Below are 25,338 nucleotides of genomic sequence, written 5' to 3' on the forward strand. Positions count from 1 at the left end.
GTCGCGACCAGTCAGTAGGAGAATCAAACTCACAGGTGAGGACACCATGGCCGTACCCGAGGGGGCCTCCACGGCCGCGCCTGCCGGGTCAGCGACGACACAGGAGCCGGTCCAGGACGCGGCCGCCCGCCGGCATGCGCTGCGGGTGCTGGCGCTGAGCAGCCTCGGCGCGTTCGTGGTGTTCCTCGACACCACGATCGTCAACGTCGCCTTCGAGACCATCGGCCGCAGCTTCCACGCCACGGCCGGCCATCTGGCGTGGGTGCTCAACGCCTACAGCCTGGTCTTCGCGGCCGTCCTCATCCCGGCCGGCCGGCTCGCCGACCGTTACGGGCGCAAGCGGGTCTTCCTCATCGGCATCACCGGCTTCGCGGCGATGAGCGCCCTGTGCGGGCTGGCCCCGAACGCCGGAATGCTCATCGCGGGGCGGGCCCTGCAAGCGGCGTTCGCCGCCCTGGTCACTCCGACCTCGCTCTCCTTGATCCTCCCGGAGTTCCCGGCGGCCCGGCGGCCGGTCGCGATAGGCACCTGGGGCTCCATGGGCGCGGCGGCCGCCGCGCTCGGCCCCACCCTGGGCGCCCTGCTGACCCAGTACGCCTCCTGGCGCTGGATCTTCCTGGTCAACGTGCCGATCTGCGCGGTGATCGCCTTCTTCGGGCTGCGCCTGCTGCGCGAGACCCGCGACCCGCACGCCCACGGCCTGCCCGACCCGCTCGGCGTCCTGCTGATCGCCGGGATGCCCGCCGCGCTGAGCCTGGGCATCATCGAGGGCCCGAACTGGGGCTGGTCCGACCCGCGGGTGATCGGCGCCTTCGTGCTCGCCGCGCTGCTGCTCCCGGCCTTCGTCGTGCGCGACCGTGCCACCGCACAGCCCGTGATGGACTTCGCGCTCTTCCGGGTGCGGCAGTTCCGGCTGGTCAACGCGGCGACTCTGGTGTTCGCCGCCGCCTTCTACGGGATGCTGCTGAGCAACATCATCTTCCTGCAGACGGTGTGGCACTACTCGGTGCTGCGCGCCGCCCTCGCCACCGCGCCGAGCCCCCTGGTGGTCACCGCCGTGGCACGCACCGCCAGCCGCCTCTCCCACGCCCACGGGGCGCGCCGTGTGCTCACCTTCGGCGCCCTCTTCTGGACGGCCGGCCTCGCCCTCACCGCGGTCTTCGCCGGCGCCACCCCGCACTGGACCACCCACTGGCTGCCCGCGGCGCTGCTCACCGGCCTCGGTGTCGGGCTCACCCTGCCCGTCCAGTCCGGAGCCGCCGTCCAGGCACTGCCGCCGGAGCGGTTCGCGCTCGGCTCGGCGATCAACGCGAGCCTCCGCCAGCTCGGCGCGGTCCTCGGCATCAGCCTCTTCGTCGCCGTCCTCGGCACGCCCACCACGGCCACCGCCGTCGACTCCTTCCACCGGGTCTGGTGGCTTCTCGCCGCCCTCGGCCTGGCCTCCGGCGCCCTCCTGTGGACACCGGGCCGCCGCCGGTCCGGCACGGACGCCGGAACAGCCGAACAGCAGCCGGCGTACAGCGCACCCGAGGGGGCGGCCGGCCACTGAGGCCGGTCGGCATAGGACGCGAAAGAGGCCGGTCGGCCTAAGAAGCGGAAGGGGCGGAAGAGGCGGAGGAACGGTGCCGCGCGCCCTGGGGTCACCCCGGGGCGCGCTCGGCCCCGGGCGCCTCGAACCGGCGCTCCGGGGGCGTTCCGGCTCGCGGCTCAGCGCGGGGGCGGCACCGGGAAGAGCATGCAGCTGCTGGTGGCATGGGCGAGCAGCCGGTCCGTCCCGTCGACCAACTGCGCTTGTGCGAGGGCGGTTTGACGGCCCTTGCTGACCACCGTTCCGATGGCGCGCACCGTGCCGGTCTCCACGGTGATGCGGCGCAGGAACTTCACGGTCAGGTCGAGGGAGGTGTAGGCCATGCCCTGCGGAAGAGTGGACTGCACGGCGCATCCCGCGGCCGAGTCCAGCAGGACGGCGAAGATGCCGCCGTGCACGCTGCCGATCGGGTTGTAGTGCTCCTCACCCGGCGTCATGGAGAAGACCGCCCGCCCCGGCTCCACCTCGTCCAGCCCGAAGTCGACGGTGTGGTTGATCGGCGAGCTCGGCAGCCGTCCGGCCTGCAGCTCGCGCAGGAAGTCGATACCGGCCATGCGTCCGGCGGCCTCCGCCAGGACCGCGGGATCGTCCCACTGATACGTACGTGTCCGTCCCACAGCGCTGAGCCCTTCCCTCTGATCCATCTCACTGATCCGTCTGACTGATCCATCTGACCGATCCGCCAGACTGATCGCTCTGACTTTTTCAAATGAAGCTAGCTTCCGGCTCACCTGACTGTCAATGACGAAGTCAGGGGCCTACGATGGCGTCATGGAGTGGCTTGAGGCGAGCACGGAGAACTGCCCCGTCCAGCGCACGCTCGACGTGGTCGGAGAGAAATGGACGCTGCTGATCCTGCGTGACGCCGTCAACGGGGTCCGCCGCTTCGACGACTTCCACCGGCATATCGGCCTGTCGGAGGCGGTGCTGAGCGACCGTCTCCGGAAGCTGATCTCGGCCGGCGTCCTGAAGACCGTCCCCTACCGGGAGCCCGGCAGCCGCGCCCGCAACGAGTACCGGCTGACCCGCAAGGGCTGGGACCTGTGGCCCGTCCTCATGGCGCTGACCCAGTGGGGCGAGACCTACGCCCTCAACCCCGGGGAGAGTCCGCCGCTGGACGTTCGTCACACCGGCTGCGAGGCTCCGGTCCGCGTCGTCGTCCAGTGCTCCGCGGACCACGCCGCCCTCGCCCCGGCGGAAGTCACCGCCCGGCTGGGTCCGGGCGCCCGCCTCCGGTCGTAGGCCGCCGCCCGGCGACTCGCGGATCCGGGGGGCGACCGAATCGGGGGGCGGCCCGGCTCCCCGCCGGGAGCGTGCCACCATCGGCTGACCGCACGCGTGACCACCGGCCGAGGAGAAACCCCATGTCCGCCCGCCCGAGCCTGCTGTACGTGACCGACCTCGCCTATCCGGCGCGCGGACGTCGGTACGGCGACGAGGACGTGTTCCTGACCTCCCGGCTCCGCGGGGACTTCGACATCGCCCTGTGCCATCCGCTCGACGCCGCGGCCCTGATGGACCGCTTCGACGCGGTCGTGGTCCGCAACAGCGGTCCGGCACTCCACTACCAGCGGGAGTACGACGCTTTCCGCGACCGGGCCAGGGCGGGCGGCAGCCGGGTCTACAACCCACTGCACGGGCGGGGCGACATGTCCGGCAAGGGATACCTGCCGGACCTGACCGCCGCCGGATACCCGGTCATCCCCACCGTCGACCGGCCCGAGCATCTGGACCGCCTGCCCGAGAGCGACCAGTACGCGGTCAAGCCCAGGACGGGAGCGGACTCCATAGGCCTGACCTTCGTGGCCCGGGACCGGCTGGCCGACCTCGCCTACGGCGACATCCTGGTCCAGCCACGCGTCGACTTCCGCTACGAGGTGTCCTTCTACTACGTCGACGACGCCTTCCAGTACGCGCTGTACGCCCCCGACCCCGGCCGCCGCTGGGTCCTCGAACCGTACGAGCCCACCGAAGCCGATCTCGTCTTCGCCCGGCGTTTCATCGACTGGAACACGCTCGACCACGGCATCCAGCGCGTGGACGCCTGCCGGGCCCCGGACGGCTCCCTTCTCCTGGTCGAGCTGGAGGACCTCAACCCCTACCTCTCCCTCGACCTCGTCCCCGACCGGACCCGCGACGCCTTCGTCACCCGGATGACCGCCTCCCTCCACCACTTCCTGGAAGCCGTTCCGCGCACCTGAGTCACGGCCGCGGAGGCGAGGCGGGCATGACCGTCATCCCCCGTCGGCCGGAAGGGCGTACAGACCAGGCAGGTTGACGACGATCGCCTCCTGGGTGCTGCGCGCGATGACGACCACCGCCTCGTCGTCGGGATCCGGGTTCTCCTCCCGCTGCGGGACGAAGACGGGTTCAGCGACAGCGGGATGCGGTGCCGGCACCCGTTGCCGTTACCTCTTGTGCGGGTTCGGCTGGTGGGCCTTCCTGCCGCAGTTCTTCACGTCGATCCGGACGACCTGGGGATCGTGGTCGCTCGCCTGGTCGGCGAACTCGGAGTTGATGTGGACGACGTCGTAGTCGTAGTGGGTGATGGAGGGGCTGGTCAGGATGTGGTCCAGGGTCTGGCTGTTGCCGTCGTAGACGTAGCTGTAACGCTGGGACACCGGCAGGGTGTTGATGAGGTCCGTGAGGTCGTTGCCGTCGTCGGTGAGGGTCTTGACCGCGTCGGAGAACTCGAAGTCGTTCAGGTCGCCGGCGGCCACGATCTGGGCCCGGGGATCGGCGGCGAGCAGCGACTCGACGAAGGCGTTCTCCTCCTCGGCCTGGAGCCCCCGCTGGGTCTCCGAGGAGCGGGTCGGCTCCTGGTAGCGGCCGTGGATCGGGTCGTCGCCGCCCTTGGAGATGAAGTGGTTGGCGATGACGAAGACCGTCTGGCCCTGGAACACGAACTCGCCGACGAGGGGCTTGCGGCTGTCCGTCCAGGCGGCGCCGGCCGGGTCGATACGGCCCGGGGAGGCGGACAGATGGGCCTGGCCCCTGCGGTCCTTGACCACGGACACGGCGGTCGTGGAGGCGTCGCCGGAGGCCGCGCGGTCCACGAAGGAGACCCGCTTGGTGTTGAAGAGGAAGACCTGGCGGATGTTGCCGCCGGGCTCGCCGCCGTCCTCGTCGTTGACCGGGTTGACGTACCGCCAGGCGTACTTCGGGCCGCCGGCCGCCACGATCGCGGCGGTGAACTTCTTCAGGGTCTCCTCGGCGGAGACGGTGCCGTCGTCGGTCGCGCCGTTGTCGTCCTGGATCTCCTCCAGGGTGACGATGTCGGGCGAGGAGAGGTTCTTGACGACGCCCTTGGCGAGCCGGGTGAACTTGTCGTCGCTGTCGGTCGGGTCGAGGTTCTCCACGTTGTAGGTGGCGAGCGCCAGTTCGTCGTGGGTCTGCTTGCGCGTCACCTCCTGCTGGAGACCGTTGTCGACGGCCGTGCCGGTGGTGGCGGCGGAGGGGGCGAGCAGGTAGCCGCCGAAGTCGGAGTAGTCGACCGGGCCCGTGGTGGTGCCGGAGAGCTTGTCACCGACGTTCATGACGGGGGTCGTACCGTCGGCCGCGACGATCTCGATACGGCCGGTGTTCTGCTGGTCGTAGCCTCCGTAGAGGGTGCCGCCGCGCTGGGTGGGGTTCTCATGCGGCTTGGCCGTCACGAACATCTCGCCGTAGGTGTTCGTCGCGCCGACCACGCGGGCGTCGGAGACGGAGGCGCGCATGCCCTCGATGGACTCGTAGAAGTCCTGCGAGTACACGGTCGGCTGGAGGGTGAGGCCCTCGATGCTGCCGCCGCCGGCCGTGGGCGTGTACTCGTCCGGGATGGTGGAGGCGTTGAGGGCGACCGCGTCCGGGAGGGCGTTGCCGGTGGAGAGGGTGGTGGAGACCGGGCTGCCCAGCTCGGTGACCGACTGGGCGGCGGAGGCCGGGTAGTACTCCGAGACCTTGCCGCTGACCAGGACCGATTCGCCGACCGAGACGGTGGGCGTGGCGGAGCCGGTGTAGACGAACAGACCTTCGCTGGTGGCGGGGTCGGCGTCGGGGGTGGGGTCCTGGATCCAGTAGCCCTTGCTGCCGGTGGTGCGGACGGCGGTCACGATGCCGGGGACGCCCACCACGCTCTGGCCCTTGAGGGGCGAGATACGGGTGGTGCCCTGGATGTCGTGGATGCGGAAGGCGCCGGGCGCGGTCGGGCCGCCGGTGCCACCGCCGGTGCCGCCGCTCGCGGTGTCGCCCGCGCTGTTGGTCGGGGTGGGCGTACCGGCCGTGAAGTCCGCCGAGTTGTCGTCGGTGTCGGCGAGCGAGGCGGCCCGGGACACGGAGGTGGTGTTGCTCGTCGCCGGCGCGGCGGTGCCCTCGCGGACGACGGCGGTGCCGTAGCCGAGGAGGTCCACGACATTGGCGTCACCGGTGCAGTCGGCGGCCGTCTTGCAGGTCAGCGCGGTGGTGCCCTTGACCAGGGCCACGGTGCCGGCGGTGGCGGACATGGCGGTGTTGCCGGTCGCGTCGGCGGCCGGCAGGGCGGTCGTGCCGCCCGCACCCGCGCCCTCGCCGACCAGGTAGGTGCCGCCGGCGGGGAGCGCGCCGGTGAGCGGGGTGACCTGCCACAGCGAACCGGCGGAGGCGGAGGCCGGGAGGTACTGGACGCTGTAGCCGTCCAGGGAGTAGGCCGCCGTGGAGCGGTTGGCCAGCTCCACGAAGTCGTTGGTGAGCGTCGCCCCGGAGTTGCCTCCGCCGCCGTACGCCTCCGAGATGACCGCGTTCGCCGACGGGGTGGCGAACGCGGCGGGCAGCGGCGCCACGATGACGGCCGCCGTGGCCGCCGCGGCCACGAACGCGGCGCCGGCTACACGCGATGCGCTGGGTCTGTGAATCTGCACGAGGATGACTCCTTCAACGTCCGCCGGAGAGAGGGCACATGACATGCTTTCGACCGGTGGGATCCATGCGACCGGCTGAGGTTACGCGCGTAGAAATGACGTAACAAGGGGTGCGCGGTTAAATCTGCGGGTCCAGTCGGACTGTGAACATCCGTCACGGGACCGGCCCGTCCGGCCTTGCGTCCTACCGCAACAGCCCCGCCTCGCCGAACGCCCGGGGCAGGAGGCGTTCCGCCATGCGGGCGTAGCCTGCCGCGTTCGGGTGGAGGCCGTCGGGGAGGTCGGCGGTGTCCTCGGGGCCGAAGAGCGTGGTGCCGTCGATGAGGTGGAGCCGGTGGTCACCGGCCTTCCGGCGTCGCTCCACATGTTCGGCCAGCAGCTCACGGACGCGGGTCAACGTCAGTGCGCCCACCGTCAGTTCGGCGGGGCGGTCGAGTGTGCGGACCTTGCCGTCGGTGCCGGGCAGCGTGGGGCCGGGCCGGGTTTCGACGGCGGGGCAGACGATGGGGCTGATGACGAGGATCGGTGTCTCCGGGTGCCCGTCGCGGACGGTGTCGAGGAAGCCGTGGAACGCCGGGACGAAGGTGCGTTCCCGCATGGTGTCGCCGGCCACGATGTTGATGCCCAGTTCGAGGCTGATCGCGTCGGCGGGCAGGTCGCGGATGGCCCGGGCCATGAAGGGGTCGAGGTGGCACTCGCCGCCGAGGCCGAGGTTGACGAGGGAGCGGCCCGCGCGCCGGGCGACGGTCGCCGGCCAGGTGCCGGTCGGGCGGTCCGCCTCCGAGCACTGGCTGATCGAGCTGCCGTGGTGCACCCACACCGGGCCGCTCGCCGGAGCCGGTCGCACCGACGCCTCCTCCGGGACCCGGACGTCGACGAGCTGGGTGGCCCGTGAGTGGGACAGCCAGATCTCGACGCGGCGCTCCCGGGGCTCGGCGCCGAGGCCGAACCGGAGGGTGGCCGGTGGGGCCGGGTGCTCCTCCGGGGCCATGGTGGCGGGGTCGACGTGGATGAGGGTCTGGTCGGAGCAGGTGACCGGTGCCCGCAGCTCACCGTCGACGACCAGGTCGAAGACCGCGTCGGACGGCTCGGATCCCGTCATCACGACCTGGGTGATCCGGGCGTCCAGCTCGATCACGGTGGCGTCCGTGAGCATCTCCAGCCGCACTCCCGAGGGCACGGTGCTGATGAACTCGTACGGGGTGTCCGCCAGTTGGGCGCGTCCGGGGCCGGGAGCGCGATGCAGGGTGACCCCGGCCGGGCCGGGGGTCTTCTCCAGTGCTCCGACGACACAGCCGAGCGCGGGAGCGAGGATGGAACGCACGTGGCGACTCTCCTTGAGGGTGGCGTGAAAGGGTGCTTCTTCCCCGAATACCGCCCTGTGCTCACCATGCCGCCGGGGACCGCCCCCTTCACGCTCCTGCCGTCACCTCGTCCAGGAGCTTGCGGTGGGACGGCGTCTGACCTGTGGCGGCGGGCCACCGGACCCCGCCGGCCCCCCGCGTCTGCCGGCCGATTCCCTCTGCCGCCTTGTCGCCCCGGCCGTGGCGAACGCCGGCGGGCGCCCGGCCGTGCCCGCTGCCCGCACCTCGCCGTGCTGGCAAGATGACGCCATGGAACGTGTGCTTGGAATCGGTGGGTACTTCCTGCGGGCCGGGGACCCGGCGGCCCTGACCGCCTGGTACCGCGACCGCCTGGGCCTGGACATCGACGACCACGGGCTGTGGCACCAGCAGGCCGGGCCCACGGTCTTCGCGGCCTTCGAGTCCGGGACCGACTACTTCGGATCCCGCACCCAGCAGACCATGCTCAACTTCCGGGTCCGCGACCTGGACGCCATGCTCGCGCAGCTCCGCGCCGCGGGAGCGGACGTGGCCGAGGAGACGCAGGACATGGACGGTGTCGGCCGGTTCGGGTGGGTCACCGACCCCGAGGGCAACCGGATCGAACTGTGGCAGCCCGCCTGACCGCGCCGGTGCCGTGACGTGGCCCCGGCCGGTGTCAGTGGTGGTGGCCGTGCCGGCCCAGGGTCTCCACGGGGGTGGCGCCGGGGCGGGTCCACTGCGGCACGGGGCGGCTGGTCGGGCCCCAGGTGGCGTTCCCGTCCGCGTCCGAGCGCCAGGACCAGCAGGGGCTGTTCCCCTTGGGCCAGCCCTCGGGGTTCTCCTCCCATGCCTCGCCGCGGCCGTAGGGCGTCATGTCGAGCAGGCCGAGGGAGCCGTTGACCCGTTCGTTGCCACGGCCCGTCGTGGAGTAGGTGAGGAACACGCGGTCGCCGTCGCGCAGGTAGCTGGTGAGGTAACCCATGGGCTCGCCGGCCGGCCCCGCCACGTCGCGCACCGAGTACCAGGGCTGGGTGTAGCCCATGAACTCGACGTAGGGGGCCACCTCCTGCCACCGGCCGGTGGTCAGGACGGCGTACGACACACCGCGGGCGTTGAGGTAGGAGGCGTCCTGGAGGTGCCAGGCCGTGGTGGTGCAGCCCTCACACTGTCCCTGGTGCGGCGCGCCGTCGTGCCACATGTGTTTGTAGACCACGAGCTCGTCGCGGCCCTGGAACAGGTCCAGGAACGGGACCGGGCCGTCGGGTCCGACGACCTCGACCGTCCCGTCGAACTCCACCATCGGCAGCCGGCGGCGGGCCGCGGCGATCCCGTCGCCCTCACGGGTGTGGGCCTTCTCGCGGATCAGCAGCTCGTCACGGGCGGCCTGCCAGGTGGCCAGGTCGACCACGGGCGGGCGGCCGGGCAGCGCGCTGGTCGGTTCGTCGGGCGTGGGCGACATGGGGTCCTCCGTGGTGTCAGGTGCCGGTCAGCGTCGTACGAGGCGTGACCGACGTTCTGGGACGGTCACCTGAACAGACTCCCGCGCCGGCCGGAACTCATCGCGGCGGGAGACTCCGGCACACCGGGGACGGGGTGGTGGGAGCGGGTGGTCTGTCGGAGCGCGTACGGGGCATGCGTACGGTGAGTGCCCGATCGGCGCGCTTCGGGCTGCGGACATCCTGGCACGGTGTCCCGGCGCGGGCGGCGGGACGGCGCCGCGATCCCGTTGCCGGACGAGGAGGTCTGCCTATGGCCGAGTATCCCCACACCCCTGCCGCGCCGCCGACCGACGAGCCCGAGGAGCAGCGGGCTCTGGACGAGCGCAACAGGCGACTGGCGCGTGCCGGTGTGGCTCGCGCCGAAGCGCTGTTGCTGACGTACTACCGGCTCTCCTCGCGCGAGGAGTCGTTCGAGCTGCTGCGCGACGCGTCCCAGCGGTTCAACCTCAAACTGCACACCCTCGCCGCTGCCGTCGTCCGGCTTCCGGTCCCCGAGGCGACGGCCCCGCGATGGGTCGCGGGCCGTCCGCACGGGGGCCCTCCCCCGCTGCCCGCCCTGGACCTGAACGGAAATCCGAACGGCCAGGGGACGGTCCTCGATGCCGCGCTGCGGCGCACACTGCGCATCACGGGGACCCGTATGGGCAACGTGCAGCTGGTGGAGAACCGGCTGCTGCGCATGGTGCGGCACACCGGGCTGAACCGGCAGTTCACCGACTACTTCACCTTCGTCGACAGCGGAACCACCTCGTGCGCGCAGGCGGCCGAGGAGGCGCGGCAGGTCACCGTGAAGGACGTCGGCTCCTGCGACACCTTCGACGAGCGCTCCCGGCAGGTGATCCTGCAGGCCGGCAGCCGCGCCTGCCACAGCGTCCCCCTGGTCAGCCCGAGAGGGGCCGTGGTCGGCATGATCTCCTCCCACCACGAACACCCGCTGCACGAGCTGGCGCCGGCCCAGCTGGCCGCGCTGGAGCGACTCGGCGCCGACGTGGGCCGCTGGCTGCTCTGGCACGACAACACCGTGGTGGTGGACGCCCTGAACCATCTCCATGTCCGGGCCACCCGCCGACACCGAGACCACCCGCTGCCCGCCCCGGGCACCGGGGAGTGAGAGCATCCGTCCCATGAAGGATGCGGGCGGCCGTAGGGCTCGGTGGTGGGCGGCGCTGCGCCGGACCCCGGTGGCCGTCTGGAACGACGACGTCACGGACTGGGCCGCCGCGCTGACCTACTACGCGGTCCTGGCCCTGTTCCCCGTGCTGCTGGTCATCCTCTCGGTCCTGGGTCTGACCATCCCCACGGCCAAGCCGGAGGTCATCGACCGCATCACGCAGGCCGCCCCGCTCGCGTCCCGTGCCCTGCTGCGCGGCACCCTGCGGCAGATGACCGGACAGTCGTCGGCGGCATGGGCGCTGATCGTCCTGGGCGGCGCGGGGGCGCTGTGGTCGGGGTCCAGCTATCTGAGCGTCTTCCGTCGGGCGCTGCACGCCATGCACCGGACCAGCTCGCACCGGCCGCTCTGGCGGACCGCGCCCCGCATCATCACCACGGCCCTGGTCCTGATCCTGCTGCTGCTCACGTCCGTTCTGGCGTTGTTCCTCACCGGCAGCCTGGCCGCGTTCCTGGGCCGCGCGCTGAATCTCGGTACCGGGCCGCAGGCCGCCTGGCATGCGCTCCGTTGGCCGCTGGTGGTCGCGGTCGCCGTCGTCACGGTGCTCGTCCTGTACCACTCGGGCCCGGAGTTCTCCCGCCCCGTCGGGAAGATGGCGCCGGGCGGTGTGCTGGCGGTGGCCCTCCTGCTGGTCTTCTCGCTCGGCTGCACCGCCTACACCTCCCATGTCGGCAGCTACCACCGGCTGTACGGCTCGCTGGGCAGCGTCGTGATCTTCCTGGTCTGGCTGTGGCTGTCCAACCTGGCGCTGCTGACCGGCGCCCAGTTCAACGCGGAACTGGCGAAGACCCCTCAGGAGGAGTGAGCCGGGCCTGCGGACGCCCCCGTTTTCCAGTCCAGGCGCAGGACGGCGAGGTCATCGGTGTGGCGGTCCGCGTTGAGGGCGCGGGTGCGGGCGATGAGCCGGTCCAGGTGGGTACCGGGATCGGGCGAGTGCAGCGTGTCGATGATGCGCAGCAGGCCGTCCACTCCGAGGCGGGCGCCGGAACCGTCCGCGAAGCCCTCGACGAGTCCGTCGGTGTAGGCGATGAGCGCTCCGTCGGCGGGCAGCGCCAGCGTGGTCGCGGGCCAGTCGCCCAGTCCGGGCGCGATGCCCAGCGCGATTCCGTGGGCGGCGGTGACCTGCCGGGTGCCGTCGGGGGTGACGATCAGGGGTTCGTGATGGCCGGCCAGGTGCAGGGTGAGGGTGGCGGCCCGTGGGTCCAGGGTGATGAGGGAGCAGGTGGTGAACAGGTCGCTGCCCGCGCGTTCGGCGATGTGTATCTGTTCCAGCAGGCGCAGCAGGTGCTGGGCGCGGTGGCCGCCGAGGGTGAGCGCGCGCCAGGCGATGCGCAGGCAGACCCCGAGCGCGGCGGCGTCCGGGCCGTGCCCGCTGACGTCTCCGATGATCGCGTGGACCTGCCCGTCGTCGGTCTGGACGACGTCGAGGAAGTCACCGCCCAGCAGGGCCTGGGCCCGTCCGGGGTAGTAGCGGCTGGAGGCGGTGACGGCGGTCGAGGACAGCAGTGGGTCGGGCAGCAGCCCGCGTTCCAGGCGGGCGTTCTCCTCGGCGCGCAGCCGCCCGAGCTGGAGGGCGGCGTTGGCGAGTTCGGCCTGCTTGCGCTGGACGGCGTAGCGGACGGCGCGCTGCATCAGGTCGGGATCGACCTTGCCCTTGACGAGATAGTCCTGGGCGCCGACGGCGAGGGACTCGACTCCGGCGCGGGGTTCGTCCAGGCCGGTCAGGACGATGATCGCGGCGTGGGTGCCGGCCTGGATGGTCTGGATCATCTCCACCCCGGCGGCGTCGGGCAGATGCAGATCGAGCAGGACGCAGTCGACGGGACCGGCCGCGAGTGCCCGGTGTGCTTCGGCGGCGGTGCGGCACCGCGTCAGGGTGTGCGGCAGATCGGTGTCGTGGAGCAGTTCCTCGACCAGGAGGGCGTCCCCGTCGTCGTCCTCCACCAGCAGGACGTCGTACTGCTCGCCACGGCCTGCGGATGGACCGGTCACGACTGTGTCTCTCTGTCCGGGACGGCCGTCGCGGCCGTGGGGGCGGAAAGGGCGGGTGGGGCGGGAAGGGTGAAGACGACGCGGGTGCCCGGCCGGTTGCCGGGGTCGATCGAGATGGTGCCGCCGTGGAACTCCACGACCTTCTTGCACATCGCCAGGCCAATGCCGGTGCCCGGATAGGCCTCCCTGGTGTGCAGCCGCTGGAAGATGACGAAGACCTTCTCCTGGTACTCCGGCTCGATCCCGATGCCGTTGTCGCGGACCTCGAACTCCCAGGTCCCCTCGGCCGGCGTCACGCCGACGTGGATCCGCGGCGGCCGGTCGGGGTGGCGGAACTTGATCGCGTTGGACAGCAGGTTCTGCAGCAGCATGCCCAGCTGGGTCGCGTCCCCGAGGACGGTGGGCAGCGGGTCGTGGGTGATCTCGGCGCCGGTCTCCTCCACGCGCACACTGAGGTCGTCCATCGTCGTGCTCAGCACCTCCTCCAGGTCCACGGTCCGCTGCTCGTTGTGGACGCGGCCGACCCGGGAGAAGACCAGCAGGTCGCTGATGAGGTTCTGCATGCGGTTGGCGCCGTCGACGGCGAAGGCGATGTACTGGTCGGCCTTGTCGTCCAGCTGTCCCCCGTAACGCCGTTGCAGGAGCTGGGTGAAGCTGGACACCTTGCGCAGCGGTTCCTGGAGGTCGTGCGAGGCGACGTAGGCGAACTGCTCCAGTTCCGTGTTGGACCGCTTGAGGTCCTCCGCCTGTTCGTCCAGCAGCCCGCGGGCCTCCTCGCTGAACCGCAGCTCCGCCATCAGGCGCAGGCGCATCGACTCCAGGTCGGAGGCGAGCCGGCGCAGGTCCGCGGGGCCGGTGCCGTCGAGGGTGCGGTCGAACCGGCCCTGCGCCACGTCACGAGCGGCGGAGCCGAGCCTGCTGAGCGGGCCGGTGACACCGCGTCGCAGGCCTTCGAAGACGAGTCCGGCCACCAGGGCGATGACGCCCGCGATGATGGCGAACATCCAGTTCCGCAGGGTCACCGCCTGCCGCAGCTGACGGGTCGCCGACTCCCGTTCCTGCTCCAGGTGGGCCTGCTGACGTGTCATCGCGCGCCGCAGGGAGTCGAACGCGGTCTTGCCCTCATCGGCGCGTGCCGTGCTGATCTTCGCGGCCTGCTCGGGGGAGGCCGCGGAGACGGGCCGCGCGATGCGCTCCTGCCAGGTCCCGGCGAGTCGCTCCACCTCGGCCAGGTCGGCGCGGGCCCGGCCGTCGTCGCCGAGCAGCGGCCGCAGCCGCTTGAGCGCCGCCTGCTCGCCGGCCACGCCCTGCGCGTAGGGCTGCAGGAAGTCCCGCCGGCCGGACAGACCGTAGCCGCGGATGCCGGTCTCCTGGTTGACCAGCGCCTCCTCGACCCGTATCGACTCGACCAGGGCGGGGGACCGCCGGTCCACCAGCCCGGCCGTGATCTGCGAGGTCCGCCACATGGCCCAGCCACCCAGCGACCCCAGTACCGCGAGGACGATCAGGGTGCCGGCCACGCCCACCCGCAGCCAGCGCCGGGTCGTCCAGCCCGCGAACGCGCCCACGACGCCTGACGGCTTGCTTGTCATAGCGGTGGGCTGCTCCCTCGGTCGGCCGTCCTGGCCGCGCCTGGGCGCGCGGCAACCACACTGTACCCGGGGCCCGACAACGCATGTTGTCCCTACCTGGATCAACGCCCTAGGGTGATGCCATGCCCGCTCCCTTCCCCCCTCCCGATCTCCCGAGTGGGGATACGGACGTGCTGGTGACCCTGGTGGTGGACGAACTCACCCGGCTGCTCACGCAGGACACCGCCCGCCGCCCGGCGGACCCCGTCGACACGGCGGCCGAGGCCCGTCGGCATGCTCTGTTGCGGTTGCGGGTACTCGCCGGTGTCAAGCAGACCGTCAGACACCTGGAGGACCAGGCCGCCCACGCCGCCGCCGAGAGCGGAGCCGGCTACCCGGAGATCGGCCGGGCCGTGAGCATGAGCCGCCAAGGGGCTCGGCGCCGCTGGCCCGGGCTGATCACCAACAACACAGACCACTCGACCCGCCCCACACCCCGGAGCTCCTGAATCATGGCTGCCGCCGCAATCCGACCGTACGACGTGCTGCTGGTCGAGGACGACGTCGCCGACGCGATGCTCATCCAGGACGCCCTCACCGAGCGCGGTACGCGCAATCTCACCAAGGTCTCCGACGGCATCGAGGCCCTGGACTACCTGCGCGACCCGGACAACGAGCGCCCCGACCTCATCGTGCTCGACCTCAACATGCCCCGGATGAACGGGCGCGAGTTCCTCGCCGTGGTGAAGGAGGACGCGGAGCTGCGGACCATCCCGGTCGTCGTACTGACCACGTCCGTCGCCCCCGACGACGTGACCGGCGCGTACCACCACCACGCCAACGCCTACGTCACCAAGCCCGTCAACCTGGCGGAGTTCGAGACGGCGGTGCGCAGCATCGACGCCTTCTACCTCGACATCGCCGTCAAGCCCCCCAAGGCGTAGGGGCGGCAGCCGATCGGGGAACGCGGTCCGCGCCCGGCACCAGACCCGGAAGGGTGGGTACGGCCCTTCTTACGGAGTCGTGACGTGCGGGCGCGGTCGCGTGGTGCGGCGGCGGCGCGGGCCTAGCGTGGCCGTATGCGAGTACTGGTCACCGGCGGTGCCGGGTTCATCGGGTCCCATGTCGTCGAGGCGCTGACGGCGCACGGGCACGACGCGGTCGTGTTCGACGTGCGCGACGATCCTGGCGCCGACGTACGCAATCCGGCGGCGGTCGGGCGGGCGCTCGCGGGCGTGGACGCGGTCTGCCATCAGGCCGCGATGGTCGGGCTGGGGGTGGGGTTCGGGGACGCGGCGGAGTACGTCTCCCGCAATGATCTCGGTACGGCCGTGCTGCTCGCCGCGATGGCCGAGGCCGGGGTACGGCGCCTCGTGCTGGCCGGGTCGATGGTCGTGTACGGGGAGGGCCGGTACGAGTGCCCGCGCCACGGTGTCGTACGGCCGGGGCCGCGCGCGGTCGCCGATCTGGACGCCGGGCGGTTCGAGCCGCACTGCCCGGTGTGCGGCGCCGAACTGGTACCGGGGCTGGTCGCCGAGGACGCGCCGGCCGATCCGCGCAACGTGTACGCCACCACCAAGCTGGCCCAGGAGCATCTGGCCGCCGCCTGGGCCCGGTCGACGGGCGGCTCGGCGGTGTCGCTGCGCTACCACAACGTGTACGGGCCCCGGATGCCCCGTGACACCCCCTACGCGGGCGTGGCCTCCTTCTTCCGTTCGGCGCTCGCCCGGGGTGAGGCGCCCCGGGTGTTCGAGGACGGGCGGCAGCGCCGGGACTTCGTGCACGTCCGGGACGTGGCCGCCGCCAACGCGGTCGCCCTGGAGGCACAGCCGGAGCCGGGTGCACTGACCGCTTACAACACCGGCAGCGGTGAGCCGCACACCGTCGGCGAGATGGCCCGTGCGCTGGCCGAGGCATACGGCGGGCCGATGCCGGTGGTCACCGGGGAGTTCCGGCTCGGGGACGTACGGCACATCACGGCCGATTCCTCGCGGCTGCGGGCCGAGCTGGGCTGGAAGGCCGAGGTGGGGTTCGCGGAGGGGATGCGGGAGTTCGCGCGGGACGGGATGCGGGGCGCGTAGGCCCCGGATTCGCGCCGCAGGACGGGATGCGGGGCGCGTGGGCCCCGGATGGACCGGTGGTGCTGCCCACGATCAGGAAGCGGCCGTGGGCAGCACCACCTCGAAGCGGCAGCCGCCCGGAATGTTGCGCACGGTGGCCCGCCCCTGGTGGGCCTCCACGATCCCGCGCACGATGGCGAGGCCGAGTCCCGCTCCGGCAGGAGGCGTCCGGGCGTGGCTGCCGCGCCAGCCGGTGTCGAAGACGCGCGGCAGGTCCTCCTCGGGGATCCCGCCGCAGCCGTCCGTGACCGACAGGACGACACCCTCGGGACCGCGCTCGGCGGCGACCGCGACCGTGCCGTCGGGCGGCGTCCGGCGGATGGCGTTCACCAGCAGGTTGCCCAGCACCCGGCTCATCTCCTTGCCGTCCACCTCGACGGGCATCGGCTCCACCCGGTCGCCGACCAGCCGTACGCCCTGCTCACGCGCCAGCGGGTCGGCGCCCGCGAGGGCGTCGCCGACGAGGTCGTACAGCGACATCCGGCTCGGGCTCAGCGCGAGCGTCCCGGCGTGGATGCGGGAGAGCTCGAAGAGGTCGCCGACCATGTCGTTGAGGCGTTCGACCTCGGTGCGGATCTGCTTCAGATAGCGGTCCGGGTCGGTGGCGACGCCGTCCTCCAGCGCCTCCGACATGGCGCGCAGACCGGCCAGTGGCGTGCGCAGGTCGTGCGAGATCCAGGCGACCAGTTCCCGACGCGAGGTTTCCAACGCGCGTTCCCGCTCCCGGGATTCGGCGAGCTTGGCGCTGGTGGCCGCCAACTCGCGGCTCACCTCGGCCAGTTCCGCGCTGGCCGGGACCGCGGGCACGGCGAAGTCGCCCTCCTCGCCGAACGAGCGGGCGGCGAGGGCGAGTTCGTGGCTGCGGGCGCCGACCCAGCGGCCCAGTATCAGCGCGCTGGCGAGCGAGACCGCGGCCGCCATCGCGACCACCGTCGTCACCACCGACAGGTCGTGCGAGGAGAGGAACATCGCCCAGGCGACGGCCAGAGTGCCGGCGAGCATCGCGACCACGCCGACGGCGGCGACCACGGCGATCGACAGGGTGAGCGAGCGACGCCGGAGCAGGCGCAGCGCGGCCGCTCCGGCGAGCCCGGTGAGGGCGGCGCCGGACAGGGCGTACAGGGCGATCAGGAGGGTGTCGCGCATGTCAGTCCACCTCCTGCTCGGCGGCGGCGGGGTCGAAGCGGTAGCCGACACCCCACACCGTCTGGATCAGCCGGGGCCGGGCCGGGTCGTCCTCGACCTTGGCGCGCAGCCGGCGCACATGGACGGTGACGGTGGACAGGTCGCCGAAGTCCCAGCCCCACACCTCGCGCATCAGGTCCTCCCTGCCGAACGCCCGCCCCGGGTGCCGCAGGAAGAAGGCGAGGAGGTCGAACTCGCGCAGCGTGAGGGCGAGTTCGACGCCGTTCCGGGTGGCCCGGCGGGCGCCCGGATCGAGGGTGACTCCGGCGGTGGAGAAGGAGTGCGCGGCGGCTGCGGGGCGGGCGCGGCGCAGCACCGACTCGACCCGCAGGACCAGTTCGCGGGGGCTGAAGGGCTTGGTGACGTAGTCGTCGGCACCGACCTCCAGGCCCAGGATCCGGTCGTCCTCGTCGCCGCGCGCGGTGAGCATGATGACCGGGACGGGGGCGTGGCCGCGCAGCCGCCGGCAGACCTCCAGGCCGTCCATGCCGGGCAGCATCAGGTCGAGCACCACCAGGTCCGGCCAGCGGGCGGTGGCCCGGGTCAGGGCGGTGGGGCCGTCCTCGGCGTGGTCGACCAGGTACCCGGCACGGTCGAGGTACCCGGTGACGACCTCGGCGACGGTCGGATCGTCGTCGACGACCAGGACCCGGGTGGCGGCCGGGGCGGCCCGGTCCTCGGTGAGCTCGTACGGCTGCTGCATGCCCCCACCCTCGCACCGGGCCGTCGCGGGTGTCGCGCCCGAGGGTGGGCACGGGGTGCGACGTCCGTGTTTCGTAAGAAACCGGGGAGGTGGGGCCGCCGGTTCCGACGTCCGCGTTTCGTAAGGAGCCGACGCCCGGTATGTCCGGTTCACGTTCGTAGGGTGACAACCGTGACCACCTCACCAACCTCCCCGACGACCGACGTGGACGTCGTCCTCCCCTGTCTGAACGAGGCCGAGGCCCTGCCCTGGGTGCTCGGCCGGATCCCGGCGGGCTGGCGGGCCCTCGTGGTGGACAACGGCTCCACGGACGGCTCGGCGGACATCGCCGGGGCGCTCGGCGCGACCGTCGTCCACGAGGCGCGGCGCGGCTTCGGCGCGGCGTGCCATGCGGGACTGACCGCCGCGACCGCCGACATCGTCTGCTTCTGCGACTGCGACGCCTCGCTGGATCCGGGGCTCCTCGTGCCGTTCGTGCGCGAAGTCCGCGACGGCGAGGCGGACCTGGTGCTCGGCCGACGGCGCCCGCAGGGCCGGGGCGCGTGGCCGGCGCACGCCCGGGCCGGGAACCTGGCGCTGGCGCGGATGCTGCGGCGCCGAACCGGGCTGCGGCTGCACGACCTCGGTCCGCTGCGGGCGGCGCGGCGTGAACCGCTGCTGGCGCTGTCGCTCGACGACCGGCGCAGTGGCTATCCGCTGCAGATGGTGGTGCGGGCGGCGGACGCGGGGTGGCGGATCACCGAACGCGAGGTGCCGTACCGGCCGCGTACCGGCACGTCCAAGGTGACGGGGACCTGGCGCGGCACATGGCAGGCGGTGCGGGACATGAGTCGGGTACTGAAGGAGCAGCCTCGGGTGCGGGTCGGTGGGGGCTGAGCGCGCCCACGCGGCGGAGCCCCCATCGATACAGCCTCGCGCCCCTGACGGGGCGCTCCCCAGCCGTGTCATAGCCGCGGGCAGTCGTGCCTCCCCCAGCGCCTCAAAGGCCTGGGAGGTGCCCCCAGGTCGGCACGGGTGGGCGCGGGCGGCGCCCTGCAAGCGCCGGTAAGCGCCCCCACCCGACCCCAGCCCCCACCCACGAGAACCAGCCAAGGAACCCCCACATGACCACCCTCCTCGTGATCGCGAAAGAGCCCCGCCCCGGCAGGGTCAAGACGCGGCTCACCCCGCCGTACTCCCCCGAGCAGGCCGCCGCGCTCGCCGAGGCGGCCCTCGCCGACACCCTGCGTGCCGTGGCCGGGACCGCCGCCACCCGCCGCGTCCTGGTACTCGACGGAAACCCCGGCCCCTGGCTGCCGCCCGGCTTCGACGTCGTACCGCAGTGCGCCGGCGGGCTGGACGAGCGGCTCGCGCACGCCTTCGCCGGCTGCACCGGCCCCGCTCTCCTCATCGGCATGGACACCCCCCAGGTCACCCCGGCCCTGCTCACCGTGGACTTCGCGGACTGCGACGCGTACTTCGGTCCCGCCGAGGACGGCGGGTTCTGGGCGCTGGGGCTGGCCGACCCGGACCCCGCGCTGCTGCGCGGGGTGCCGATGTCCACTCCGGAGACCGGCGCGGTCCAGCGGCGGCGGCTCGTGGCCGCCGGGTTGCGGGTCGAGGACCTGCCGCGGCTGCGGGACGTGGACACCGCCGCGGACGCCGCCGCCGTCGCCGCCCTCGTCCCGCACGGCCGCTTCGCCGCCCGTCTGGCCCGATGCACGGCGCACGGCGGGACGGCCCGCCGATGACCACATCGCCGCCCCTCGCCTGGACCGGCGCCGACCCCTATGCCGCCGCCCTGCGCACCGGCCGGGGCCCGCTGTTCCTGCGCCGCACCGACGGATGGCTGCTGCCCCTGGACGTCGAGCGCTGGTGCGCACGGGCCGACCCGGTCGACCGGGAGGTCCTGGACCGCTGTGAGGGCGCCGTCCTCGACGTCGGCTGCGGCCCCGGGCGGCTCGTCGCCGAACTCGCCGCCCGGGGCCGTACCGTCCTCGGTATCGACGTCAGCGCGGCCGCCGTCGACCACACCGTGCGCCTCGGCGGTCAGGCACTGCGCCGCTCGGTCTTCGAGCCGCTGCCCGGCGAGGGCCGCTGGGGCACCGTCCTGCTGATGGACGGCAACGTCGGGATCGGCGGTGACCCGCGCGACCTGCTGGACCGGGTGGCCGAACTCCTCGCTCCCGGCGGCCTGCTGATCGCCGAGACCGCACCGGTGGACGTCGACGAACGCGTCCATGTCCACCTCACCGACGCCCATGAGGCGGTCGGCGCTCCCTTCCTCTGGGCGCGGCTCGGCACCGCGGCCCTGCTGGGGTACGCGTGGGGCTGGGAGCGGGCCGGTCAGTGGGCGGCCGGCGGGCGCCGCTTCGTCGCCCTGCGCAGCCGGCACACCAGCAGCAGCGCCGAGCCGCCGAAGAGCACGGCGGTGATCAGCAGCCAGCGGGCCAGGTAGCCGTCCGAGGTCAGGCCGGTGGCCGTCCGGTAGTGCCCGGCCACCATCCCGCTGATCAGCGGGAACCACACCAGCAGGAGCAGCGCGGAGAGCGCGGCCGGGACGCGGACGTACATCGCCCTCTCCCTCCCCCGTGGTCCCGAGGGCGCGGACGGTGCCCCCACCCGGCGCCCGGCGGCGCCCAGCCCGCGTACGGCCGCACGGTCGGCCAGTGAGTACAGCGGCAGCAGGACGAGGTCGTGCAGCAGGGCCGCCCCCACCACCCACAGCGTCACCCCGAGCCAGTCGCCGGACAGCAGCCGTACGCCGGCATAGGCGGCGAGCGCGAACGAGCAGGCCAGCAGCAGGATGTGGAGGGGGTTGCCGAGCGGGAGGCGGAGCCGTCGCAGCAGGGCGCCGACGGGTCGGGGCGAGCGCATCACAGGTCTCCGAAGGTCATCCGGGCCACCCACTTGGTGTTGAGCACACCGGGCGCGGCAGGCACGATCACGCGCGCCGGGTAGCCGTGGTCGGGGGACAGGTCCTCGCCGTTCACCTGGAGGGCGAGCAGGGAGCGCGGGTCGGCGACCTGGTTGGCGCGCAGGGCCGCGCGGCGGAAGGCGCCGTGCAGCTGGAGCGACTCGACGAGCACGTCCGGCGGGTCGCCGTCGTAGCCGACGAGTGCCGCGAGGTCGCGCAGCCGCACCCCGCGCCACCACTGGTCGGCGGTCGACCACCCCTCGACGCAGGCGATGGGCAGCGCGGCGCTGTGCTGGGGCAGTCGGAGGAGTTCGGTACGGCTGAGGCGGACCGTCCGGCCGTCGCGTCCGGCGACGACCAGCCGCCAGGCCTCGCCTCCGGTCGCCCTGGCGTCGATCCCGGCGTACGCGGCCGTCTTGTTGATCTGGAAGCCGTTCGGCCCGCTGCCGGGGTCGGCTCCGCCGTGCGGCGCGAGCAGGGCGGTGCGCCGCAGCGCGCCCCCGATGCTCTGCCCGGCCGTGGTGACGAGCAGCAGCAGGGACGCCCCGCCGACGAACCACAGCGCGCCACGCCGGGACACGGTCGGCGCGTCCGACCGGATGGGCGCCAACTCGGCCTCGTCCCGCCGCCGTTGCCGGGCCGCCCGGAGCGCGGTCGGGGTCTTCAGCGCCGCGTGCGCCACGAACGCGGCGAAGAACACCCAGGCGCCGTAGAAGTGCAGGGGGTAGAAGGAGCCGGGGAAGACGTAGTCGAGCTGGACGTTGAGGACACCGGTCGTGAACTCGAAGAGGCCGCCGCCGACCAGCAACAGCAGCGAGATCCGCTCCAGCGCGTGGGCGAGCGAGCGGGCCGGGGGCAGCGTGAACAGCTTCGGCACCACCGACCACAACTTGGCGAGCAGCACCGGGATCAGGGTGACGCCGAGGGTGACGTGCAGGCCCTGGGTGAGCCGGTAGAGCCAGGACGGGTTCGTCGGCCATGAGAACAGGTAGAAGCCGAGGATGCCCTTGTCCGGGGTCTGGTCGTTCACCGGGGCGAGGTCCGGGTTGTAGGCGGCGTACGACACCAGTCCGGTCACGAACAGCACGGTGATGCCGACGAGCAGCACGAGGCCGAGCACCGAGGTGAACCAGGTGCCGCGCAGCGGGCTGCGCCAGAAGCCGGGTGAGGTGGGAAGCCGGGGGTCGTCGTGTCGCATGGTCCGACCGTAGGCGGGGAGAACCCGGGGAACGGGTGCGCGACCCATGACGAAAGTCTGACGTCAGCCACCTGATCCAGTCGTTCGCCCGGTCGCCGACCTAGCGTTCCGGTGTGACCCGCGCCCCCCACCGTGATCGCCCCGCCGATCTCTACGCCGTCCTCGCCGCCGCTCTGCTGGTGCTCGTCGCCGTCCTGGTCGGCCGGCACCTCCAGGACGCCTACCGCGTCCTGTTCGTGCACTGGCCGCCGCTGTTCGCCGACTGGGACCCGCACGTGGGCCCGGGCACCCCGGCCGCCGTACTGGTCGCGGCCGTGCTGGTGGCGTACGGGCCGAACCTCGCCGTACGGCTGCCCTGGCGCGGGCTGCTCGCCGCGGCCTGGGGCGCCTGTCTGGCCTGGACCTGGTCGCTGGCGCTGGTCGACGGCTGGCAGCGGGGTGTGGCCGGCCGGCTCACCAGCCCGAACGAGTACCTCACGGTCATCGGCCGTTTCCACGACATCCCGGCCACCCTGCGCGACTTCACCCGCCACATCGTGAGCGGCACCCCGTCCCCCTGGCCCGCCCATATCGCCGGACATCCGCCCGCGGCCACCCTCACCTTCGTCCTCCTCGACCGGCTCGGGCTGCACGGCGGCGGCTGGGCGGGTGCCTGGTGCATCACCGTCGGGTCCACGGCCTGTGTCGCCGTGCTGGTCACGGTGCGGGCCCTGGCCGACGAGCGGCTCGCCCGGCGGGCCGCCCCCTTCCTGGCCATGGCCCCGGCCGCGGTGTGGGTGGGCGCGTCGGCCGACGGGTACTTCGCGGCGGTCGCCGCCTGGGCGGTGGCGCTGCTGGTGCTGGCGGTGACCGGACGGTCCGTGGGATGGGCGGCGGGCGCGGGACTGCTGTACGGCCTGACCTGCTATCTGTCGTACGGCCTGACGCTCTTCGCGCTGATCGGGGCGGCGGTGCTGGTGCTCGGCCGGCGCCGGGTCCGGGCGCGGCCGGTGGTCCTCGCCCTGCTGGTGGCGGGGGCGGCGGTCGTCCCGGTCGTGTTCACGCTCGCCGGGTTCGACTGGTGGGAGGGGTACCGGCTGCTGGTCACCCGCTACTACCAGGGCATCGGCGGCACCCGCCCGTATGGCTACTGGGTGTGGGCCAACCTGGCCTGCACGGTGATCGTCATCGGCCTGGCGACGGTGGCGGGCCTGCGGCGGGCGGCCGCCACGCTCGTCCACCGCCGTACGGCGGGCTCCGTACCGACCCGGCTCGCCTTCCTGGCGGCGGTCGCGCTGCTCGCGCTGCTGGTCGCCGACGTGTCCGGGATGAGCAAGGCGGAGACGGAGCGCATCTGGCTGCCGTTCGCGATGTGGCTGCTCCCGGCCTGCGCGTTCCTGCCCCGGCCGCGCGCCTGGCTGACGGCACAGGCGCTGCTCGCGCTGCTGATCAACCATCTGCTGTTCACCGGGTGGTGACACCTCACCGCGAGAGCGGCTGCGAGAGCGGCTGCGAGGACTGACAACCCGCGCGCGAGCGTCAGGCGGGCCGGGCCGCGCTCGGTGCGTCGGCCGTCCGGGCGTCGGCCGTCCGGGCGTCGGCCGCCGCCGTGAGTCGGGGCAGGAGCCGGGCGAGCGCTCCCCCGTCGGCTGTCTCGGCGAGCAGCCGGGCGTGGTCGGTACGGACCCGGCGGGCGGCGCGCCGGTACAGGTCGTCGCCGCGCGGAGTGAGGTGGAGCAGGACGCGGCGGCGATCGTGCGGATCGGGACGGCGGTACACCAGGGTGCCGGCGACCATGCGGTCCACGAGCTTGGTCAGGCTGGGCGCCGGCATCAGGGCGTACTCGGCGATCTCGGACATCGGATGCCCCTGTCCGTCCCCGACGATCGACAGCACGCGCCACTCCTCGACCGTGCAGCCCTCCTCGGCCAGCACCGCCGCCAGCCGTTGCACGACGCGTCGCTCGGCGTGGCTGAGGAGGTGGGCGAGGTCCGGCGAGGAGGGTACGGACGGCATTGCCGGTGTCCTTCCGGTAGGTCTACTGTGCCCGCAGAATACGAGCCTCCGCGAGGGTGCCGGGGCCCGGGACCGGAATCCGCTCCCCATGCCCGCACGGAGGTGGCCTGATGCACAGGGCACCGCCGAGCGGCCCCTCGGGTTCGCCCCTGGTCGTCGCCCTGGTGGTGCCGCTGCAGGGACCGGCGGGGGTCTTCGGGCCGTCGTGCGAGTCGGCCGCGCGTCTCGCCGTGGAGGAACTCAACGCCGCGGGCGGTGTGCTGGGCCGGGAGGTCCGGCTGGTCACGGTGGACGGCGGGGCGCCGCCGTGGCGGGTGGCGGCCGAGGTCGGGTCCCTGGTCGCGCCGGGCGCCGTGGACGGGGTGGTGGGCTGGCACACGTCGGCGGTACGGCAGGCGCTGCTGCCCCGGATCGCGGGCCGGGTGCCCTATGTCTACACCGCCCAGTACGAGGGCGGCGAGCGGACTCCCGGCGTGTTCCTGACCGGTGAGACCGATGCCGCCCAACTGCTGCCCGCGATGCGGTTGCTGGCGGAGGCGGCCGGGGTGCGGCGCTGGTGCACGGTGGGCAACGACTACGTCTGGCCCCGGGTGACCGCCCGTACGGTACGGGCGTATGCGCGGGAGTGCGGGGGCCGGGTGCGGGACGAGGTGTTCGTGCCGCTCGGGACGGAGGAGTTCGGGCCGGTGCTGCGCCGGGTCGAGCGGTGCGAGGCGGACGCGGTGCTGATGCTGCTGGTCGGGGCGGACGCGGCCCGCTTCAACCGGGCGTTCGCCGGCTACGGGCTGCACCAGCGGTGTCTCAGGCTGAGCACCCACATGGACGAGAACATCCTGCTGGCCACGGGCGCGGAGGGCACCGACGGGCTGTGGGCGACGGCCGGTTTCTTCGAGACCCTCGCGACCGCCGAGAGCCTCGACTTCAGCGCCCGCCACGCGGCCCGGTTCGGTGCCCACGCACCCGTCGTGGGCAGCCCGGGCGAGTCGTGCTTCGAAGGGGTACGGCTGCTGGCGGCGCTGGCCGAGCGGGCCCGGTCGCTGGACGTGCGGACGATCTGCGCGGTACGGGACTCGGTGTCGTACGAGGGCCCGCGCGGTGTCGTACGGCTGCACGGCAACCATCTCGCGCAACGGCTGTATCTGGCGCGGGCGGACGCCTTCGACTTCCACATCGTCGCCCAGCTCTGAGCCCAACTCCCCGAGCACAGCCGATACTTCCCAC

Annotated in this window: 25 protein-coding genes and 1 pseudogene; 14 read left to right on the top strand and 12 right to left on the bottom strand. The window is 72.8% G+C overall.

Annotated elements, in window-relative coordinates:
• Positions 1–46: 46 nt before the first annotated feature.
• On the top strand, positions 47–1,549 hold the full coding sequence (locus AB0N16_RS01305) for an MFS transporter (protein WP_365791793.1): 1,503 nt from the start codon (positions 47–49) through the stop codon (positions 1,547–1,549).
• A gap of 158 nt (positions 1,550–1,707) precedes the next feature.
• Here the strand turns inward: AB0N16_RS01305 and AB0N16_RS01310 are convergent, their stop codons facing one another.
• Complete coding sequence (locus AB0N16_RS01310; RefSeq protein WP_365791795.1) at positions 1,708–2,205, bottom strand: PaaI family thioesterase; 498 nt, start codon at positions 2,203–2,205, stop codon at positions 1,708–1,710.
• Positions 2,206–2,359: 154 nt separating this feature from the next.
• Between AB0N16_RS01310 and AB0N16_RS01315 the strand changes: the two genes are divergently transcribed.
• Positions 2,360–2,830: a helix-turn-helix domain-containing protein gene (locus tag AB0N16_RS01315; protein WP_365791797.1), complete on the top strand. Its 471-nt coding sequence runs from the start codon at positions 2,360–2,362 to the stop codon at positions 2,828–2,830.
• Positions 2,831–2,952: 122 nt separating this feature from the next.
• On the top strand, positions 2,953–3,789 hold the full coding sequence (locus tag AB0N16_RS01320; RefSeq protein ID WP_365791799.1) for a hypothetical protein: 837 nt from the start codon (positions 2,953–2,955) through the stop codon (positions 3,787–3,789).
• Between the two features lie 33 nt (positions 3,790–3,822).
• Here AB0N16_RS01320 and AB0N16_RS01325 read toward each other — a convergent pair.
• The 3 genes and pseudogenes from AB0N16_RS01325 to AB0N16_RS01335 form a co-directional block, all read right to left on the bottom strand.
• A pseudogene (locus AB0N16_RS01325) lies at positions 3,823–3,957 on the bottom strand (cupin); the annotation flags it as partial.
• Between the two features lie 39 nt (positions 3,958–3,996).
• Entirely contained in the window at positions 3,997–6,462 is a 2,466-nt protein-coding gene (locus AB0N16_RS01330; RefSeq protein WP_365791800.1) for a lamin tail domain-containing protein, read from the bottom strand.
• Positions 6,463–6,646: 184 nt separating this feature from the next.
• A complete protein-coding gene (locus tag AB0N16_RS01335; RefSeq protein ID WP_365791802.1) occupies positions 6,647–7,786 on the bottom strand; it encodes an SGNH/GDSL hydrolase family protein in 1,140 nt (379 codons plus the stop codon).
• 289 nt (positions 7,787–8,075) lie between these two features.
• Between AB0N16_RS01335 and AB0N16_RS01340 the strand changes: the two genes are divergently transcribed.
• The gene (locus tag AB0N16_RS01340; protein WP_365791804.1) at positions 8,076–8,429 is read left to right on the top strand and encodes a VOC family protein; all 354 of its coding nucleotides are present in this window, start codon (positions 8,076–8,078) and stop codon (positions 8,427–8,429) included.
• Between the two features lie 34 nt (positions 8,430–8,463).
• Here the strand turns inward: AB0N16_RS01340 and AB0N16_RS01345 are convergent, their stop codons facing one another.
• Positions 8,464–9,246 (bottom strand): DUF899 family protein, encoded by a 783-nt coding sequence (locus AB0N16_RS01345; RefSeq protein ID WP_365791806.1) that lies wholly within the window; start codon positions 9,244–9,246, stop codon positions 8,464–8,466.
• 290 nt (positions 9,247–9,536) lie between these two features.
• Between AB0N16_RS01345 and AB0N16_RS01350 the strand changes: the two genes are divergently transcribed.
• Positions 9,537–10,397, top strand: a complete 861-nt coding sequence (locus AB0N16_RS01350) for an ANTAR domain-containing protein (protein ID WP_365791808.1) — start codon at positions 9,537–9,539, stop codon at positions 10,395–10,397.
• 13 nt (positions 10,398–10,410) lie between these two features.
• Complete coding sequence (locus AB0N16_RS01355) at positions 10,411–11,262, top strand: YihY/virulence factor BrkB family protein (protein ID WP_365791810.1); 852 nt, start codon at positions 10,411–10,413, stop codon at positions 11,260–11,262.
• Here the strand turns inward: AB0N16_RS01355 and AB0N16_RS01360 are convergent.
• Both AB0N16_RS01360 and AB0N16_RS01365 read right to left on the bottom strand, forming a co-directional pair.
• Positions 11,250–12,449 carry a SpoIIE family protein phosphatase gene (locus tag AB0N16_RS01360; protein WP_365791812.1) on the bottom strand — a complete coding sequence of 400 codons (1,200 nt, stop codon included), beginning with the start codon at positions 12,447–12,449 and terminating at the stop codon, positions 11,250–11,252. The genes AB0N16_RS01355 and AB0N16_RS01360 overlap by 13 nt on opposite strands.
• The gene (locus tag AB0N16_RS01365; RefSeq protein ID WP_365791814.1) at positions 12,446–14,041 is read right to left on the bottom strand and encodes an ATP-binding protein; all 1,596 of its coding nucleotides are present in this window, start codon (positions 14,039–14,041) and stop codon (positions 12,446–12,448) included. The genes AB0N16_RS01360 and AB0N16_RS01365 overlap by 4 nt, the downstream gene beginning before the upstream one ends.
• Before the next feature lie 122 nt (positions 14,042–14,163).
• Here AB0N16_RS01365 and AB0N16_RS01370 point away from each other — a divergent pair, with 122 nt between their 5' ends.
• From AB0N16_RS01370 to AB0N16_RS01380, 3 genes are all read left to right on the top strand, one after another.
• Positions 14,164–14,529 carry a hypothetical protein gene (locus AB0N16_RS01370; protein ID WP_365791816.1) on the top strand — a complete coding sequence of 122 codons (366 nt, stop codon included), beginning with the start codon at positions 14,164–14,166 and terminating at the stop codon, positions 14,527–14,529.
• Positions 14,530–14,532: 3 nt separating this feature from the next.
• Positions 14,533–14,964: a response regulator gene (locus AB0N16_RS01375; RefSeq protein WP_365791818.1), complete on the top strand. Its 432-nt coding sequence runs from the start codon at positions 14,533–14,535 to the stop codon at positions 14,962–14,964.
• Positions 14,965–15,099: 135 nt separating this feature from the next.
• A complete protein-coding gene (locus AB0N16_RS01380) occupies positions 15,100–16,101 on the top strand; it encodes an NAD-dependent epimerase/dehydratase family protein (RefSeq protein WP_365791820.1) in 1,002 nt (333 codons plus the stop codon).
• Between the two features lie 72 nt (positions 16,102–16,173).
• Here AB0N16_RS01380 and AB0N16_RS01385 read toward each other — a convergent pair whose 3' ends face one another.
• The gene (locus AB0N16_RS01385) at positions 16,174–17,286 is read right to left on the bottom strand and encodes a HAMP domain-containing sensor histidine kinase (protein WP_365791822.1); all 1,113 of its coding nucleotides are present in this window, start codon (positions 17,284–17,286) and stop codon (positions 16,174–16,176) included.
• Position 17,287: 1 nt separating this feature from the next.
• Positions 17,288–18,028 carry a response regulator transcription factor gene (locus AB0N16_RS01390; RefSeq protein ID WP_365791824.1) on the bottom strand — a complete coding sequence of 247 codons (741 nt, stop codon included), beginning with the start codon at positions 18,026–18,028 and terminating at the stop codon, positions 17,288–17,290.
• A gap of 162 nt (positions 18,029–18,190) precedes the next feature.
• Between AB0N16_RS01390 and AB0N16_RS01395 the strand changes: the two genes are divergently transcribed.
• From AB0N16_RS01395 to AB0N16_RS01405, 3 genes are all read left to right on the top strand, one after another.
• Entirely contained in the window at positions 18,191–18,904 is a 714-nt protein-coding gene (locus AB0N16_RS01395) for a glycosyltransferase family 2 protein (RefSeq protein WP_365791826.1), read from the top strand.
• Between the two features lie 227 nt (positions 18,905–19,131).
• On the top strand, positions 19,132–19,758 hold the full coding sequence (locus AB0N16_RS01400) for a DUF2064 domain-containing protein (RefSeq protein ID WP_365791828.1): 627 nt from the start codon (positions 19,132–19,134) through the stop codon (positions 19,756–19,758).
• The gene (locus tag AB0N16_RS01405; RefSeq protein WP_365791830.1) at positions 19,755–20,465 is read left to right on the top strand and encodes a methyltransferase domain-containing protein; all 711 of its coding nucleotides are present in this window, start codon (positions 19,755–19,757) and stop codon (positions 20,463–20,465) included. Before AB0N16_RS01400 ends, AB0N16_RS01405 begins: the two co-directional genes overlap by 4 nt.
• Here AB0N16_RS01405 and AB0N16_RS01410 read toward each other — a convergent pair.
• Positions 20,354–20,884, bottom strand: a complete 531-nt coding sequence (locus AB0N16_RS01410) for a hypothetical protein (protein WP_365791832.1) — start codon at positions 20,882–20,884, stop codon at positions 20,354–20,356. The genes AB0N16_RS01405 and AB0N16_RS01410 overlap by 112 nt on opposite strands.
• Complete coding sequence (locus tag AB0N16_RS01415; protein WP_365791834.1) at positions 20,884–22,122, bottom strand: molybdopterin-dependent oxidoreductase; 1,239 nt, start codon at positions 22,120–22,122, stop codon at positions 20,884–20,886. Before AB0N16_RS01415 ends, AB0N16_RS01410 begins: the two co-directional genes overlap by 1 nt.
• A gap of 113 nt (positions 22,123–22,235) precedes the next feature.
• Between AB0N16_RS01415 and AB0N16_RS01420 the strand changes: the two genes are divergently transcribed.
• Complete coding sequence (locus AB0N16_RS01420; protein WP_365791836.1) at positions 22,236–23,579, top strand: hypothetical protein; 1,344 nt, start codon at positions 22,236–22,238, stop codon at positions 23,577–23,579.
• 61 nt (positions 23,580–23,640) lie between these two features.
• On the opposite strand, the gene AB0N16_RS01425 is transcribed toward AB0N16_RS01420, so the two are convergent.
• On the bottom strand, positions 23,641–24,117 hold the full coding sequence (locus AB0N16_RS01425) for a MarR family transcriptional regulator (RefSeq protein WP_365791838.1): 477 nt from the start codon (positions 24,115–24,117) through the stop codon (positions 23,641–23,643).
• Between the two features lie 110 nt (positions 24,118–24,227).
• Between AB0N16_RS01425 and AB0N16_RS01430 the strand changes: the two genes are divergently transcribed.
• Positions 24,228–25,304, top strand: coding sequence for a substrate-binding domain-containing protein (locus AB0N16_RS01430; RefSeq protein WP_365791840.1), 1,077 nt, complete (start codon positions 24,228–24,230; stop codon positions 25,302–25,304).
• Positions 25,305–25,338 lie beyond the last annotated feature (34 nt).

Source organism: Streptomyces sp. NPDC051105 (assembly GCF_040682795.1).
GTDB lineage: Bacteria > Actinomycetota > Actinomycetes > Streptomycetales > Streptomycetaceae > Streptomyces.